The sequence below is a fragment of the Streptomyces sp. NPDC041108 genome (assembly GCF_055592645.1).
Genome location: NZ_JBVIYK010000003.1, coordinates 47,887 through 63,915, shown reverse-complemented (window position 1 = coordinate 63,915; position 16,029 = coordinate 47,887). Strand labels below are relative to the sequence as shown.

Genomic DNA, 16,029 nt, shown 5'->3' with positions numbered 1-16,029 from the left:
CGGCACTTCCCACGCATGTGAACGCATGAGCCTCTCCGGACTCACCCCTTGAGGTGAATTCGGTATCGGTTCGCTCACAGACGGCAACCTGGCGGTGTCAAACACCGTCAGACGTTGCATCACCCACATCACGGAGTACGAGACGCACTCACGGGGAGCGCTTATGTACATCAGGGGCGACCACGCCGAGCTGGTCGTCGGGGGCCGCCTCGACGTACGCAGCGCGGCGGACGCCCGTACGGTCCTGCACTCGGCCGTCGACGACGGAGCCGGCGACCTGGTGCTCGACCTGTCAGAGCTGGACTCCTGGGACGCCACCGGACTCGGGGTGATCATGGGAGCCCACCGGCGGGCGGGACGGTGCGGACGGCGGCTGGTGCTGCGCGCCGTGCCGCCGCAGATGCAGCGGCTCCTCGTGGCCACCCGGCTGCACCGCATCCTCGCCATCGAGGGCGGTATCGGTCTGGAGTCGTTGCCCAGAGTCTGAACGCGTGTGCGGATCTCTGCGTATGCCTCGGTGTGTGCGGGACACTCGGCCGGTGCACGCGCAATCCTCACGAGACTGTGATGTCTCGGACAGCGTGGGACCCCGGACTGTCGTAGATACTGTGCAAAGGTTTAGGGTTCGGCTGCCCGCTGCCAGCTACCCTCGAGCGGGTTCCGGACCAGAAGCGACAGCGCGGTGTGCGACCAGGCCGGGAGGGGCTCCAGCACACGAGACGCTTTTGGGGGGCTTGAACCGATGGACCCGAACAGCCGGGGATCCGAAGAGTACGGCCACGACGACGCACAGGCGCAGAGCAGGCGTCCACCGCGTGACGCCCTGACGCAGGACTTCGACCGGCACGCTCCGGCACTCGCCCGCACCGTCCAGCTCGTCTCGGGCGACTTCCTCCTCACCGTCAACCCCGTCGACGGCAGCGAGATCGAGAACTGCCCGCCGGGCGAACTGCCTGGTCGGCCCGCCAAACACGGGCCCGACGAGCGCGCCGCCCTCGACCGCGCCACCCGTCCGCCGGTGCCCCCGGGCCCCTCGCTGCCCCGGCTCCCCCTGATCCAGCGCGACGAGGAGAGGGAGCGGCTCGTACGGCTCCTCGCCCGCGGCCGCTCCGTCCGCCTCACCGGCGCGCCCGGCTCGGGCCGCACCACCCTCCTCGACGCGGTCGCCGAGGACTGCGTGGACCTGGCCCCCGACGGCGTCGTCCGGCTGAGCGGTTTCCGGCGCACGGTCGACGACCTGCTGTACGAACTGTTCGCAGCCGTGTACAGCACATCCGGGTTCCGGCCCGCCCGGCCGCAGATCGCCGACGTCGTGCGGGACATCGGCGCGGTCGTCGTCCTGGACGACCTGGAGTTCGGCGGCATCGCGCTCGACGAACTCCTCGACGCCACCCCCGAGTGCGCCTTCCTGATCGGCGCCACCCCCGACATCCCCCTGCCGTCCGCCGACGCGCCCCTGGAGGAGATCGTCCTCGGAGGTCTCGACCGGACCGGCAGCGAGCAGCTCCTGGAGCGTGTCGTCGGGCGGCCGCTCACCGAGGACGAGTCGAACTGGGCCGGCGACCTCTGGTTCGAGTCTGAGGGGCTGCCGCTGCGCTTCACCCAGGCCGGGGCGCTGCTCAGGCAGCGGGACCGGCAGCGGGCCGGCGAGGACGCCGTCGACGAGTTCGGGGTCTTCCAGGAGGCGCCGCCCGTCGACGCCCCCTACGACGCCGCGGACGAGCACGACATCCCCCTGCCGTCCCTCGCCGAGGGAGCGGCCCCCGCCGCGCTGCTCGCGTCCCGGCTGGGCTCCTCGGCCCGCGAGACCCTCCGGTTCGCGGTCGCGCTCGGCGGCGAGATCCCCCACCAGGCGCACCTGCCCGCCCTCGTGGGCGACACCCACGCCGACGCGGCCCTGGGCGAGCTGGTCGGCTGCGCCCTGGTGACACCTGTCGGTGCCCGCTACCGGCTCGCCGCCGGGGTGCGCACCCAGCTGGAGGCCGCCGGGTACGCCGATGACGCCGGGACCCGCGCCGAGGCCGCCGCCCAGCACTACGCCTGGTGGGCCGGGCACCCCTCGGTCACCCCCGAGCGGGTCTCGGCCGAGGCGGACGCCGTACTGGCCGCCCTCGTCGCGCTCGCGCCGGCCACGACCCCGCCCGGCGAGGGCGAGGAGAGCGCCGCCGTGGTGCTGGCCCGGCAGGCCGCGCCCGCGTTCGCGGCGGGGCAGCGCTGGAGCGCCTGGGAGCGGGCGCTGCGGGCCGGTGCCGAGGCCGCCGGTCTCGCCGACGAGACCGCCGAACAGGCCTACTTCCACCACGAGCTGGGCGTCCTCGCCCTCTGCTCCGGACAGCTGGAGCGGGCCAGGGCCGAGCTGGAGTCCTCCATCGGGCTGCGCAACGTCCTCGCGGACAAGCGCGGCACCGTCGCCGGCCGCCGGGCCCTCGCCCTGGTCGCCGACCGCTCCGGGGCGACCCCGCCGGGCGGGCGTACGGCGGTGGGGGAGGAGGTGCCGGAGGTCCGGCACGAGGAGCCGGCCCCCCTGTCCGGGGGCGTGCCGTCCGCCTACACACCGGTGGGCTTCGGCACGGCCGGTCCGGGGGCGACGGGCGCGGCGGCCCTCGGCGGCGGTGGCTCCGCACCGTACCCGCCGGACCACGACAGCGTGCTCGTCACGCAGGGGCCCGGCGGCGCCACCCCCGCACACCGGTTCGCCGGCCTCAGGAGCCTCGCCGGCGGTGCCCGGCGCAATCTGCTCGCCACGGGCGCGGGAGCGCTGCTCGTCGCTGTCCTGGGGACCGTGGTGACCCTCGGCGCGACCTCCGACCGCAAGGACGACACCCCGGCGGAGAGGGTCGGCGTCAACCCCTCCGCCAGCGCGGGCGTCGACGACGGCGGGCTCATCGCGGACCGTCCCAAGACGGGCGGGGACGGCGACGCCCCGGGTGCCGTGCCCGAGCCGACCGACCCGGGCCCGGACGGCACGTACGGCACGTCGGACGACCCGACGCCCACGGACAGCGCGGGGCCGTCGGACGACCCGAGCGGTACGGACGGGCCGACGGGCAGGCCGACGCCGTCCCCGACGAAGTCGTCCCCCAAGCCGACGCCGTCGGAGTCCGAGGACGAGTCCGGCTCGCCCACCCCGACGCCGACTCCCACGCCGACGCCGACTCCCACGCCCACCCCGACGCCGAGCGGCGGGAGCGAGAACCCGCCGCCGCCGGACGACACCAACAGCGCCAGTGCGCCCACCTCCGGCCGGGCTGTGGAGTCGACCGGCGCCGCCGCCCCGGTGACCGACGCCGACTCACCGGGCGGGACACCGGCCTGAGCCGCCGTTCCGTCCGTTCGACGCGTCGTTCGACGCGGGAGGGCCGGGTCCGTTCCTCGGACCCGGCCCTCCCGGGGTCATGCGTCAGACGCTGAACAGGCTCAGAACAGCCGCAGCTTGTCGTCCTCGATGCCGCGCAGGGCGTCGTAGTCGAGGACCGCGCAGCCGATGCCGCGGTCGGTGGCGAGGACGCGGGCCTGGGGCTTGATCTCCTGGGCGGCGAAGATGCCGCGGACCGGCGCGAGATGCGGGTCGCGGTTCAACAGCTCCAGGTAGCGCGTGAGTTGCTCCACCCCGTCGATCTCGCCGCGCCGCTTGATCTCGACCGCGACGGTCGCGCCGTCGGCGTCCCGGCACAGGATGTCGACGGGGCCGATGGCCGTCATGTACTCGCGGCGGATGAGCGTGTAGCCCTCGCCGAGGGTCTCGATGCGGTCGGCGAGGAGTTCCTGGAGGTGCGCCTCGACGCCGTCCTTGATCAGGCCGGGGTCGACGCCCAGTTCGTGCGAGGAGTCGTGGAGGACCTCCTCCATCGTGATGATGAGCTTCTCGCCCGCCTTGTTGATGACGGTCCAGACGCCCGCCACGCCCTCGGAGTCTCCGGAACCCTCCTTCAGCGTGCAGGGCGGCGACATCCAGTTGAGGGGCTTGTAGGCCCGGTCGTCGGCGTGGATCGAGACGCTGCCGTCCGCCTTCACCAGGATCAGGCGGGGAGCCGAGGGGAGATGGGCGGTGAGCCGGCCCGCGTAGTCGACGGAGCAGCGGGCAATGACGAGACGCATGGTCGGCAACGCTATCCGACGCCGACGGGTGCGCGCGATTCGACCGCCGTGAGTGCCCCGCCCGGAGGTCACCGCGCGGCCGGTGCCTCGGGCCGGGGGCCGTTCGACTCGAGGCCGGTCCCGCTCGGTCGCTGTCGCCCTGCGTCACCCTCCTTCGGCCCCTCACGTGGGCCTCCGCCGTCCTCCGGCATGTGCCGCTGTCAACTCCTGTTCGGCATTGGCTGATTGTGTGCGTCTCGGGCCGTGTCGGTGCGCGCAATCTCCTGGTGCGGCCCCGTTCGGTTCCTTACCGTAGAAACTGGAGGTCGCGGACCGTGCACTCTGCGTGTTCGGCATGCGCTCTCCGACCCTGTCCGTCAACCCCTGTTGTTGTGGGGGTGCGAGAGGAGAACCCATGTCGCTCGACGTCTCACCGGCCCTACTCGAACAGGCCGAGCGAGGCGAGGTCGACGAAGCCGCCTTCGTCGACTGCGTCCGGACCTCCCTGCCCTACGCGTGGGAGATGATCAGCTCTCTGGTGGCCCAGCTGAAGGTCGACGGCGGAGAGTTCGCCGACAACCAGACGCCCCCGCCGGACGAGCAGGCACGCGGACAACTGCTGCGCGCGCTCGCCAGCGACGCGATTCGCGGCGCTCTGCAGCGGCATTTCGGTGTACGGCTGGCCTTCCAGAACTGCCACCGCGTGGCGGTGTTCCCTCTGGACCCGTCCGTGGACGACAGGCTGGCCCGCTTCACCTCGATCCGCGGCCAACTCCTCAACCAGTCTCCGGAACTCAGGGACTGCTGAGGTCGTGACGCAGCACGGCTTGCCGCTCCAACCGCGGGAGGTGCATCAGTAACCGGGGCGGCAAGCTCCCCGTAGTGGCTCAGCCGAGGTGAGGCAGCACCTCGGCACCGAGTCGCCGTACGTTCTCCTCCGTCGCCGCCAGGTCGCCGGAGCCCTCGACCAGCAGGGCGAAGCGGGAGATGCCCGTCCGCTCGCTGGTGGCCGCGAGGCGGTCGGCGCACAGCCGGGGGGTGCCCACCGGGTGCAGCCCGCAGAGCAGTTCGGTGTACGCCAACGGGTCCCGCATGGCGCGGGCCCGGCCGTCGACGGTCACATGGGCGTCGAGGCCCTGCTTCAGCCAGCCCGGCATCGCCTTGGTGAGCGCCTCCACGGCGTCGGTGCGCCGGTCGGCGATCTGGCAGACGCCGGCCGAGACGTGGGCCGCGCCGGAGATCTCCTCCGGCGAACGGCCCGCGGCCCGGGCGTGCTTGCGCCACAGGGCGACCATCTCGGCCTTCTCCTCGTCCCCGACGTGCATGCCGAGCAGCATCGACAGCCCGCGCTCGGCGGCCAGCCGTACGCTGGTCGGCGACGTGCAGGCGACGACGACCTCCGGGCCGGGGGTCTCGTCCAGGTCCTCGGCGGGCCTCGGGACGACCGGGACCTCGCGGAAGCTGAATCGTTCCCCCGACGCCGACACCGAGGGCTCGCGCAGCCAGCGCATGAGCAGATCGAGTGATTCCGGGAAGCCCTTCTCGTACGCCTCCAGTCCGGCGCCGAACACCTCCAGGTCGACCCACGGGCCACCGCGTCCGACCCCCAGCGAGAAGCGCCCGCCGGACGTCACGTGCAGCAGGGCGGCCTGTTCGCCCAGGGCCACGGGATGGACGGTGGGCAGCACACTGACCGCCGTACCGACCCGGATCCGCTTGGTGCGGCCCAGCAGCAGTGCGGCGAGGGTGATCGCCGACGGACAGGTGCCGTACGGCACGAAATGGTGCTCGGCCAGCCAGACCGCGTCCAGCCCGGCCTCCTCGGCCACTTCCGCGGTCCGTACCGCCCGGTGGAGCGCCTCCCCCTGGCCCTGGCCGGGGAACTGGGCGCCCAGTACAAATGTTCCTACGTGCATCGCTCTTCCTGCTTCCTCGGCTCCGACTCGGGAGCTCCCCCACCGGCATAACCGTGTGACACGTGACGAAGTCACGGCCTGGCGGCGAGATTTGCGGATTGTCTGCAGAATGAGCCGAGCGGAGGGCGATCTGGGGGGTTTGGTGACGTACGCATACCCCCACCGGGCCCGCGTAGGCTGGACACCGATCCTGCCCCCTGTATAGACCCGTGAGGTGTCCCGTGTCCCCGCGTCGCAATCGCCCCAAGGACCAGGCTTCGTCGGGTCTGTCGGGTCCGTCAGGCCGCAGCGCGGAGGAGGACCGGTCCGACCGTTACGGCGGCTGGCAGACCAGCGAGCCCTGGCGGGGCGAGGAGTGGAGCGTGCGCCATGTGGCGGGCGCGAGCGCGGCGGGCAAGACCTACCGCTGCCCGGGCTGCGACCAGATGATCGCCTCGGGGGTCCCGCATGTCGTCGCCTGGCCCGAGCACTCGGGCGTCGACGAGCGCCGGCACTGGCACAAGGCGTGCTGGAACGCGAAGGACCGCCGCACCTCGCGGGTGCAGCGGTCCCGTAACGCGCCGAGGTTCTGACACTCCCTCGGCCGGAAGGTCAGACGTCCCGCTTCTCCAGCAGGGCGTACGCGCCCACGAACGCCGCCCCCGTCAGCGCGAGCATGATCCACAGAGGCTCCCATCCGGACGGGCCGGACTGGCTGAGCTCCGCGCCGTAGAAGACGCTGAGCTGGCTCGGGATCGAGTACTCCAGCAGGAACTCCTGAACGTCCTTCAGCGACTCCGAGAACATGAAGATCGCGATGACCAGCGGGGCGAGGAAGACGCCGAGCATCAGGGTGATCGCGCCGGCGGAGTGCCGGATCAGCGAGCCCATCAGCAGCGCCAGCAGCCCGAACAGGGCGAGGAACAGACTCACGCCGACCGTGGCCTTGAACCACTCGTCACCGTCGGGGCTCGTGACCCCGTTGTCCTCCAGGATCGCCACCTGGGCGAAGCCGACGAACGCGGTGGTCACCAGGGTGACCGTGAAGGCGAGGGCGAAGAACACGATCGCCTTCGCGGCGAGGACCCGGCCGCGGCTCGGGCACGCCGTCATCGTGGTCCGGATCATCCCCGTGCCGTACTCGGAGGCGGTGGTCAGGACCCCGAGCGTGAGGATGCAGACGCTGCCGATCATCAGTCCGAACAGACCGAGCCCCAGCGGGGACTCGCCCTCCAGGTTCATGTCCGCGGAGGCGGCGATCAGGGCGAAGAGCAGACCCAGGCCGATCACCAGGACGATGAAGACCCCGAGCGTCCACATCGTGGAGCGGACCGACTTGATCTTCGTCCACTCGGAGGAGATCGCGTGCCCGAGGTGCGTGCGCACCACCGGGATCGGCGAGGTGTACGACGTGCCCGGCGCGCCCTGCCACTGGGGGGCGGGCGGCTGCTGCGCGAGGGGTGGCTGGGGGGTGCTCATCGGGCGTCCTCGGACTTCGTCAGGTCGGCGGCGGGCGCGGCGGAGGCGGCCGGGGCCGGCGCGGCGGCGGGCTGCGCGGGGGCCTGCGGCGCGGCCTGGGCGTAGGGGTTCGGCTGGGGCTGCCCGGGGGCCGGAGCCGGGGCGACGGGCGCCGGAGCCCCGTAGGGACCGGCCGGCGGCTGACCCTGCTGCCCGGGCGGCACGGGCTGACCCTGCGGCGCGTACGGCTGACCGGCCTGCGGGGCCGGCGGGGCGTACCAGCCCGGCTGGCCCTGTCCGGCCACCGGCATCGGCGGCTGCGCGCCGGGCGGCAGGGGCTGCTGGAGACCTGCCTTCTGGTCGGTCGTCGAGCGGTAGTCGACGGCGCCCTGCGTCATCCGCATGTACGCCTCCTCCAGCGACGCCTGGTGCGGCGACAGCTCCCACAGGCGTACGTCGGCGCCGTGCGCGAGGTCGCTGATGCGGGGGAGCGGCAGCCCCATGACACGCAGTGCCCCGTCCTGCTCGGGCAGCACCTGGCCGCCCGCCTCGGTCAGCGCGGCCGTCAGCTTCTCGCGCTGCTGCGGCTCGGCGTCCGGTGTCCGTACACGCGCGAAGTCGGCGGAGTTCGCCGAGATGAAGTCCTTGATGCTCATGTCGGAGAGCAGCTGCCCGCGCCCGATCACGATGAGGTGGTCGGCGGTCAGCGCCATCTCGCTCATGAGGTGCGAGGAGACGAAGACCGTACGGCCCTCGGCGGCGAGCGCCTTCATCAGGTTGCGGACCCAGAGGATGCCCTCGGGGTCGAGGCCGTTGACCGGCTCGTCGAAGAGGAGCACCTGAGGGTCGCCCAGCAGCGCGGCGGCGATGCCGAGCCGCTGGCCCATGCCGAGCGAGAAGCCCTTGGAGCGCTTCTTGGCCACGTCCTGGAGGCCGACGACGCCCAGCACCTCGTCCACCCGGCGGGCCGGGATACCGGACAGCTGGGCCAGGGACAGCAGGTGGTTGCGGGCGTGCCGGCCGCCGTGCACCGCCTTGGCGTCGAGGAGGGCACCGACCTGACGGGCGGCGTTCGGTAGCTTGCGGTACGGATAGCCGCCGATCGTCACCTGCCCGGACGTGGGATTGTCCAGGCCGAGGATCATGCGCATCGTCGTCGACTTCCCGGAGCCGTTGGGCCCCAGGAAGCCGGTGACGGCCCCCGGCCGCACCTGGAAGGAAAGGTTGTACACGGCCGTCTTGGCGCCGTAGCGCTTCGTCAGGCCGACTGCCTCGATCATTCTCCGCACCCATCGAACAGATCAGGACGTCCGAGGACGTCGGGGCGCACGCCCCCGTAAGGATTAGGAGCTTATCGGGGCGCTGACGGTTCCACCCAAGAGGAGGTAAAACCTCGCAGGTCACGAGCCCGTTGTCTTGGCATGTACGTAACCGCTGGTCACGCTCCTGCTCACGCGTCGCGCCGCTTCAGCATCAGAAGGCCGCCGAGCAGGGCCGCGGCCACCCACAGCGCCATGATGGCGAGTCCGCCCCAGGGCCCGTACGGCGTGTCGTCGTCCACGGGGGTCACCACCTGCATGATCTTGCTGCCGGCCTGGTCGGGAAGGTACCGGCCGGCCTTCTCGGTGGCGTCGACGTTGCCCAGGATGTTGGAGATCAGGAAGAAGAACGGCATCAGGATGCCGAGCGACAGCATCGGGCTGCGCAGCATCGCCGCCACCCCCATGGAGAACACGGCGATGAGGGTCATGTAGAGACCGCCGCCGAGGACCGCGCGCAGGACGCCCGGATCACCGATCTCGGCGCGGTACGGACCGAGCATCGCCTGTCCCAGGAAGAACGTCACGAAGCTGGTCACGAGCCCCACCGCGAAGGCGAGGGCGGTGGCCACCGCGATCTTGCCGAAGAGGAAGGTGCCGCGCTGCGGCACGGCGGCCAGCGAGGTCCGGATCATGCCGGTGCTGTACTCGTTCGACACCACCAGCACCCCGAACACGATCATCGCCAGCTGTCCGAGGGTCATCCCCGCGAAGCTGATGAACGTCGGGTCGAACGACAACCGGTCCTGGCGGCTCAGGTTGTCGAACTCGTTCCTCGACAGCAGCGAGATCAGCACGCCGAGGGCGATCGTGACGACCCCGGCCAGCGACAGCGTCCACACCGTGGACGCCACCGACCGGATCTTGGTCCACTCCGAGCGGACCACCTGGGTGGCGGCCATCGTCAGCCCTCCCGCTTCCCGGAGCCGCCCCAGCCGGGGGCGGGGGCCGGATGCGCCACCGGGGTGCCGTCGTGCGCGTGGTACTCCACCGACTCGGCCGTCAGCTGCATGAACGCCTCCTCCAGCGAAGCCTGTCGGGGGCTCAGCTCGTACAGCACGACCTGGTGCTGGGCGGCCAGCTCACCGATCTCCTCCGGTTTCCCGCCGTCCACCTCCAGCGCCCCGTCGCCGCTCTCCACGACCCTCACACCGACCGTGTGCAGCACGTCGAGCAGCCGCTCCCGCTGCGGTGTGCGAATGCGTACGTACGAGCGTGAGTTCTGCCGGATGAACTCCGCCATGGAGGTGTCGGCGAGCAGCCGCCCCTGCCCGATGACGACGAGGTGGTCGGCGGTCAGCGCCATCTCGCTCATTCAGATGCGACGACACGAAGACGGTCCGTCCCTGTGCCGCGAGGGACTTCATCAGATTCCGGATCCAGTGGATGCCCTCGGGATCGAGGCCGTTGACGGGCTCGTCGAACATCAGGATCCGGGGGTCGCCGAGGAGCGCACCGGCGATCCCGAGCCGCTGCCCCATGCCCAGCGAGAACCCCTTGGCCTTCTTCCCGGCGACCGTGGTGAGCCCGACCGTGTCCAGCACCTCGTGCACCCGTGCCCGGGGGATCCCGTTGCTCTGGGCCAGGCAGAGCAGGTGGTTGAAGGCACTGCGGCCGCCGTGCACGGCCTTGGCGTCCAGCAGCGCGCCGATGTACGTGAGCGGGTCCCGCAGGCCGGCGTAGTGCGTGCCGTCGATCCGGACGTCCCCCGCGGTGGGCCGGTCCAGCCCCAGGATCATGCGCATGGTCGTCGACTTCCCGGCCCCGTTCGGCCCCAGAAAGCCGGTCACCATCCCGGGCCGCACGGCGAAGGTCAGATTGTTCACCGCCACTTTCTCGCCGTACCGCTTGGTCAGCCCGTCCAGCTCGATCATGCGGCCACGCTAGAACGGGGTCGGGGGCCCTGCCACCGGAGGGGCGAAGCCCTCCAGGGGCGCGAAGGCCAGGGCCTCCGCCACGGGGACGCCGAAGGCCCGCGCCCCCCCCCGGAAGGGAGACGCGGGCCCGTGGTGCCTCGGCCGGTGGGACGGCAGGAGACGCGGTTACCGGGACTGCTGTGCCGGGACCCCGCGGGAGATCGGCTCGTCGTCGGTGACCGGCGTGCCGGCCGCGGCGACGGCCGCACCCGTGAGGGTCGCCAGCATCTCGCGCACGTTCGTCAGCTGGGCGTTGATCGAGTCGCGGCGGTTGGTGAGTGCCGCCAGCTCGCGCTCGGATTCCGAACGGATCCGGTCGGCCTTGGCGTTCGCGTCCGCGACGATGTCCTCGGCCTGACGCTGCGCGGTCTCCACCGTCTGGCGGGCGCGGCGCTCGGCGTCGGTGCGCAGCTTCTCGGCCTCCAGGCGGAGCTGCTCCGCGCGGTGCTCGATCTCGGCGAGACGCTTCTCCGCCTTCTGCTGACGCGACGCCAGGTCCCGCTCGGACTGCTCGCGGCGCTTGGCGAGGTTCGTCTCGAAGTCGGCGGCGGCCTGCGCGGCCTTGGCGCGGGTCTCCTCGAAGAGGGCGTCCGCCTCCTCGCGCTTGGACTGCGCGTCCTTCTGCGCCTCGGCGCGCAGCTGCGACGCGTCGCTCTTGGCCTTCTCGACGATCCGGACGCCCTCGTCCTCGGCCTTGGCCTTGCGCTCCGCGGAGAAGGACTCCGCGTCGTTGCGCACCTGCTGGGCCGCCGACTCGGCCAGCTCGCGGTGCTGCTCGGCGGCGCGACGGGCCTCCTCGCGCAGGTCCTTCGCCTCCTCCTCGGCGAGGCGGAGGATCTTCTCGACGCGCGCGCCGAGACCGGCGTAGGACGGCTCGGCGTCGGTCACCGCGGCCTGGGCGTTCTGCGTCTCGAGGTGGAGCTCCTCGATGCGCTTCTCCAGAGCGGTGATGCGGGCGAGAGCGGAGTCACGGTCGGAGACGAGCTTGGAGATGCGTTCGTCCACCTGAGCGCGGTCGTATCCACGCCGCACAAGCTCGAAGCCGTAGGGGGAAGTGTCGCTCATGGGGTTCCTGTCGAATGAGACCGGTGAGGTGATAGGTGGAATCCTAGGGGGCGAAGCGGCGTGTCATCGAGCAGATGCACGTTTGATCTGGAGAATGACACCCCTTTTGGGTGGCCGACCATCGGAATACTTGCCAGAAACTTTGCGTAAAGGCCCTGAAAGCACAGACGGCACAGATGGCAAGCACAGAACGAGCACAAAATGGTGTCTGTAGGGCTAGAGGCGGAGCGGGAAGATACCCGCAACGCCCTCGCACCGCTAGCCGTCTGACGACTTGCCACCCGAACGAGTCGCACCCGCCGTGGCACCCGTCTTGACTCCACCGTCCTTGCCGCCCGACGGGGCCTCAAAAGACTCCAACGCCACCAGGACGTCCTGGACACGGGAGATCTCCGCATTGATGTCCTCGCGGCGCCGGACCAGCACCTCCAGCTCGCGCTTGCCCTCCTCGACCGTACGGCGCGCCTCGCGGATCGCCTCGGCCTTCAGCTCCTCGGCCTCACGGACGAGCGTGGACTTCTTCTGCTCGGCCTCCTTCAGGAGACCCTCGGCCTTCTTCACCGCGGCGATACGGACCTTGCCCGCTTCGGAGTTGGCCTCGGAAACGATCTCCTTGGCCTTCGACGTCGCCTTCTCCAACTGCTCCTCGGCGGCTTTGATCAACGCGTCACAACGGTCACCGGTCGATTTCATCGTCTCGGCGGCCTCACGGCGGGCCCGCGTGTGCAGCGCCTCGATCTCGGCGGTGATGCGGTCCCGCAGCTCCTCGGCCCGCTCCCTTATGGCGGTCGCGTCCCGGCGCGCCCCGACCAGCAGCTCGTCGGCGTCCGTACGGGCCTTCTCCACCGTGGAGTTGCCCTCGACGGTCGCCTGGGCGACCAGCCGGTCGGCCTCCTTGCGGGCCGCCCCGACCATGGAGTCGGCCTGCCCCTCGGCGTCCGCGGTGGTCTTCAGGGCCTGCGACTGCGCCTCGGCGAGCAGCTTGTCGGCCTCGGCCGCCGTCTCCGTGATGAGCGTGTCGACCTGCTCGGCGGCCTCGGAGCGCCGCTTGTTGGCGTCCTTGCGGGCGGCGTCGAGCGTGTTGTCGGCCTCCTCGCGGGCGTGCGCCATGAGCCGGTCGGCCTCCGCCTCGGCCTCGGCCCGCGCGCGCTCGGCGTCGGCCCGCACCCGCTCGGCGTGCTGCTGCGCGGAACCCACCGTCTCGGCGGCCTCGGCCCGCAGCCGCTCGGCCTCGTCGGTGGCCTCGCCGATCAGCCGGTCGGCCTTGGCGACGGACTCGGCCCGTACGCGCTCGGCCTCCTCGTTGGTCTCCCGCGTCAGCCGCTCCGCCTCGGCCGTCACCTCGGTGATGAGGGTGTCGGCCTGGGTGGCCGCGTCCGACCGCATGCGGTTGGCGTCTTCGCGGGCCTCCGCGCGGGTGCGCGAGGCGTCCTGGTCGGCCCGCGCGATGGCGTCCGACGCCTCCGTACGGACCCGCTGGGCGTGCTCGGACGCCTCCGAACGGATGCGCTCCGCCTCGCCGATGGCCTCCGCGACCGTGCGCTCGGCGAGTGCCTTGGCCGCGTCCGTCTCGTCCCGCGCCTCACGGCGGACCCGGCTCGCGTCCTCGGCGGCCCGCTCCCGCTCGGCGTAGGCGTCGGCGCGGACCCGGTCCGACTCCTCCTCCGCCTCCCTGCGCATCCGGTCCACGACGTGCTCGGCCGTGTTGCGCAGCCCGGCGATCTCCTCCTGGGCCTGCTCGTGCAGCCCGGCGACGGACTCCCGGACCTGCTGGGCGTGCGTCTCGGCCGCCGACACCATCTCGCCGGCGCGCCGCTCGGCCTCCTCGACCAGCCGTACGGCCTCGGTCTGGGCCTCCTCCACGCGGGTGCGCGCCGAGGCCAGCAGCTCCTCGCTCTGCTCGCGGGCCCGACGGCGCTCCTGGTCGGCCTCCTGCCGGGCCGCGCCGAGGAGCTCCTCGGCCTCGCGGCGGCGCCGGGCGGCCTCCTCCTGCGCGGCGGCCAGCGTCTCCGAGGCCTCCGTGGCGAGCCGCTCGGCCGCGGCCTGCGCCTCCGCCCGCACCCGGTCGGCGGTGTCCTTCGCCTCGGACTTCAGCCGCTCCGCCTCGGCCGCGGCCTCCGACCGCAGCCGTACGGCGACGGACTCGCCCTCGGCGCGGGACGCGGACGCGTCGGCCGCGGCCTCGTCGCGCAGCCGCTCGGCCTCGGCCTCGGCCTGCGCCTGGAGCGTACGGATGCGCTCGGCGGCCTCGGAACGCAGCCGGTCGCTCTCCTCGCCGGCCTCGCGGCGGATCCGCTCGGCGTCGGCGCGGGCGTCGGAGAGCGCCTCCTCGGCGGAGGCCAGCCGGCCCTCGGCCTCGGTGTGCAGCCGGGTCAGCTCCTCGGCCGCCTCGGCCTTACGGGCCTCGACGGCCCGCTCGGTCTCCTCGCGCAGCTCGGCGGCGGCGCGCTCGGCCTCGGCCTTCAGCTCCTCCGTCTGCTCGGCGGCCTCGGCGCGATAGCGCTCGGCCTCCTTGCGGGTGCGCTCCAGGGTCTCCTCGGCCTGGCGGCGCAGTGCGGACGCGCGTTCGATGGCCTCGGTGCGGACCTTCTCGCTGTCCGCGGTGGCCGTCTGCCGCAGCTCGTCGGCGTCCGTACGGGCCTTGGCGAGCAGCTCCTCGGCGGTCTTGGCCGCCTCCTCGATCTGCTGGACGGCCTCGCGCCGGGCCTCGGAGCGGATCCGCTCGCCCTCGGCGACCGCGTCGGAGCGCAGCTGCTCGGCCTCGCCGCGCAGCCGGCGCGCCTCCTCCTGCAGCTCGACCGTCTTGGCGCGGTACTCCTCGGTGTCGTCCTTCGCCGTGCCCTTGAGCTGTTCGGCGAGGTCGTGCGCCTCGGCGCGCAGCCGGTCCGCCTCGGCCTCGGCCTCCGCGCGGATGCGCTCGGCCTCCTCGACGGCGGCCTTGGTGGTGCTCCTGGCCTCCTCGGACGCCTTGTTCAGCACGTCCTCGGCGGTCTTGGCCGTCTTGGCGAGCTGGGAGGCGGACTCCTCGGCGGTGATCGAGCGGGCCTTCTCGGATGCCTCGGCGACGATCTTCTCGGCCTGGGCCTTGGCGTCGGCGACGGCCTCCTCGGCGGCCGCCTTGGTGGCCTCGGCCTCCTTCGTGGCCTCCGCGACCAGCCGGGCGACCTGCTCCTTGGCCGTCCGGGTGCGCTGCTCGTTGGTCGACTCGGCGCCGGCGACGGCCTTGGCCGCGCTCTCCTTCGCCTCCGCCACCAGCTTCTCGGCCTCGGCGCGGGCCTCGCGCAGGGCCGCCTCGGCCTCCGCCATGCGCTGCTCGGCGGTCCGGCTCAGCTCGGAGGCCTGGCGGCGGGCGGAGTCCGACTCGGTGGCGGTGGAGGTGCGCAACTGCTCGGCGTGCTCGGTGGCCTCCTGCGCCTGGGTGGAGGCCGCGTTCAGCAGCCGCTCCGCCTCGGCGCGGGCCCGGCGCAGGATCTGGTCGGCCTCGCCGCGGGCGGCCTCGGCGTCGCTCTGGAGCCGCTGGCGGGCCTCGGTGGCGAGCCGCTCGGCCTCGGCGCGGGCGGCGGCCAGCGCCTGCTCGGCCTCCGCGCGGGACTCGTCGACGAGCCGGCGGGCCTGGGCCTCGCTGCGGGCGCGCAGCTGTTCGGCCCACGCCACGTTCTCGTTGACGTGCGACTCGACCGTCTGGCGGCGCTCGGACAGTTCCTGGTCGAGCTGCTGACGACGGGTGACCGCCTCCTGGTGCAGCTCCGCCTGGAGGCGCGCGGCCTGCTCGGCGTGCTCCTGGAGGATGCGCTGGGTCTGCGCCCGGGCCTGGCTCAGCTCGCGCTCGGCGTCCGTGCGCAGCTGGTCGGCCTGCATCTGGGCCTGGCGGAGCATCTGCTCGGCCTGGTACCCGAGGTCGCCCCCGGTGTCGTAGGCGGGCCGGGACATGAGGGTGCGGCGCGCCTCGTGCAGCTTGGCGCGCAGCACCTCGACCTGGTAGCCGAGGTCCTCGGCGTGCTGGATCGCCTTTTCCCGCTCGGTCTTCAGCCGCTCCATCTCGGCCTCGAACCGAGAGAGGTGGTCGACGTCAGCCGCCGGCTCTCGCTCCTGGCGTTCGTAGCCCCGCACTGCGCGGTCCCATCCGTCCCCTGGTCGCAACCTCTGGCAAACGAGCTCCGTCCAACCGCCGAACGGGGCCCCCGGGGAATGGTGTCAGATCAACGGCGGAGCACGGGCTGCCGCCCTCACCCTCGTCCCCCGAAACCTGGACCCCGGCCCTCGGACAGCCGCTGGTGGATCGCCGCGGTGCCCTTGGAT

11 protein-coding genes and 1 pseudogene are annotated in these 16,029 nt (G+C 72.4%); 4 read left to right on the top strand and 8 right to left on the bottom strand.

Annotated elements, in window-relative coordinates; translation table 11 throughout:
- The first annotated feature begins 163 nt into the window (after nt 1-163).
- Both ACZ6BB_RS09810 and ACZ6BB_RS09805 read left to right on the top strand, forming a co-directional pair.
- Nucleotides 164-487 carry an STAS domain-containing protein gene (locus ACZ6BB_RS09810; RefSeq protein WP_013000642.1) on the top strand — a complete coding sequence of 108 codons (324 nt, stop codon included), beginning with the start codon at nt 164-166 and terminating at the stop codon, nt 485-487.
- Nucleotides 488-742: 255 nt separating this feature from the next.
- Nucleotides 743-3,316 (top strand): DNA polymerase III subunit gamma/tau domain-containing protein, encoded by a 2,574-nt coding sequence (locus tag ACZ6BB_RS09805; RefSeq protein WP_471614785.1) that lies wholly within the window; start codon nt 743-745, stop codon nt 3,314-3,316.
- Between the two features lie 101 nt (nt 3,317-3,417).
- Here the strand turns inward: ACZ6BB_RS09805 and nucS are convergent, their stop codons facing one another.
- The gene (nucS, locus tag ACZ6BB_RS09800; RefSeq protein WP_471614784.1) at nt 3,418-4,098 is read right to left on the bottom strand and encodes an endonuclease NucS; all 681 of its coding nucleotides are present in this window, start codon (nt 4,096-4,098) and stop codon (nt 3,418-3,420) included.
- Nucleotides 4,099-4,492: 394 nt separating this feature from the next.
- On the opposite strand from nucS, the gene ACZ6BB_RS09795 reads away from it, so the two are divergent.
- Nucleotides 4,493-4,885, top strand: a complete 393-nt coding sequence (locus tag ACZ6BB_RS09795) for an SCO5389 family protein (protein WP_005480204.1) — start codon at nt 4,493-4,495, stop codon at nt 4,883-4,885.
- A 79-nt stretch (nt 4,886-4,964) separates the two neighbouring features.
- On the opposite strand, the gene ACZ6BB_RS09790 is transcribed toward ACZ6BB_RS09795, so the two are convergent.
- The gene (locus tag ACZ6BB_RS09790) at nt 4,965-5,993 is read right to left on the bottom strand and encodes an LLM class flavin-dependent oxidoreductase (protein WP_471614783.1); all 1,029 of its coding nucleotides are present in this window, start codon (nt 5,991-5,993) and stop codon (nt 4,965-4,967) included.
- A 221-nt stretch (nt 5,994-6,214) separates the two neighbouring features.
- On the opposite strand from ACZ6BB_RS09790, the gene ACZ6BB_RS09785 reads away from it, so the two are divergent.
- A complete protein-coding gene (locus ACZ6BB_RS09785; RefSeq protein WP_471614782.1) occupies nt 6,215-6,565 on the top strand; it encodes an ATP/GTP-binding protein in 351 nt (116 codons plus the stop codon).
- A gap of 19 nt (nt 6,566-6,584) precedes the next feature.
- Here the strand turns inward: ACZ6BB_RS09785 and ACZ6BB_RS09780 are convergent, their stop codons facing one another.
- The 6 genes and pseudogenes from ACZ6BB_RS09780 to scy form a co-directional block, all read right to left on the bottom strand.
- Nucleotides 6,585-7,451, bottom strand: coding sequence for an ABC-2 transporter permease (locus tag ACZ6BB_RS09780; protein WP_471614781.1), 867 nt, complete (start codon nt 7,449-7,451; stop codon nt 6,585-6,587).
- Nucleotides 7,448-8,710: an ABC transporter ATP-binding protein gene (locus tag ACZ6BB_RS09775; protein WP_471614780.1), complete on the bottom strand. Its 1,263-nt coding sequence runs from the start codon at nt 8,708-8,710 to the stop codon at nt 7,448-7,450. Before ACZ6BB_RS09775 ends, ACZ6BB_RS09780 begins: the two co-directional genes overlap by 4 nt.
- 170 nt (nt 8,711-8,880) lie before the next feature.
- Nucleotides 8,881-9,651, bottom strand: coding sequence for an ABC transporter permease (locus tag ACZ6BB_RS09770; RefSeq protein ID WP_471614779.1), 771 nt, complete (start codon nt 9,649-9,651; stop codon nt 8,881-8,883).
- A gap of 2 nt (nt 9,652-9,653) precedes the next feature.
- Nucleotides 9,654-10,623 (bottom strand): annotated as a pseudogene (locus ACZ6BB_RS09765) (ABC transporter ATP-binding protein).
- A 168-nt stretch (nt 10,624-10,791) separates the two neighbouring features.
- A complete protein-coding gene (locus ACZ6BB_RS09760; RefSeq protein WP_013000631.1) occupies nt 10,792-11,730 on the bottom strand; it encodes a coiled-coil domain-containing protein in 939 nt (312 codons plus the stop codon).
- Nucleotides 11,731-11,988: 258 nt separating this feature from the next.
- The gene (gene scy / locus ACZ6BB_RS09755) at nt 11,989-15,840 is read right to left on the bottom strand and encodes a polarized growth protein Scy (protein ID WP_471614778.1); all 3,852 of its coding nucleotides are present in this window, start codon (nt 15,838-15,840) and stop codon (nt 11,989-11,991) included.
- Between the last annotated feature and the right edge of the window lie 189 nt (nt 15,841-16,029).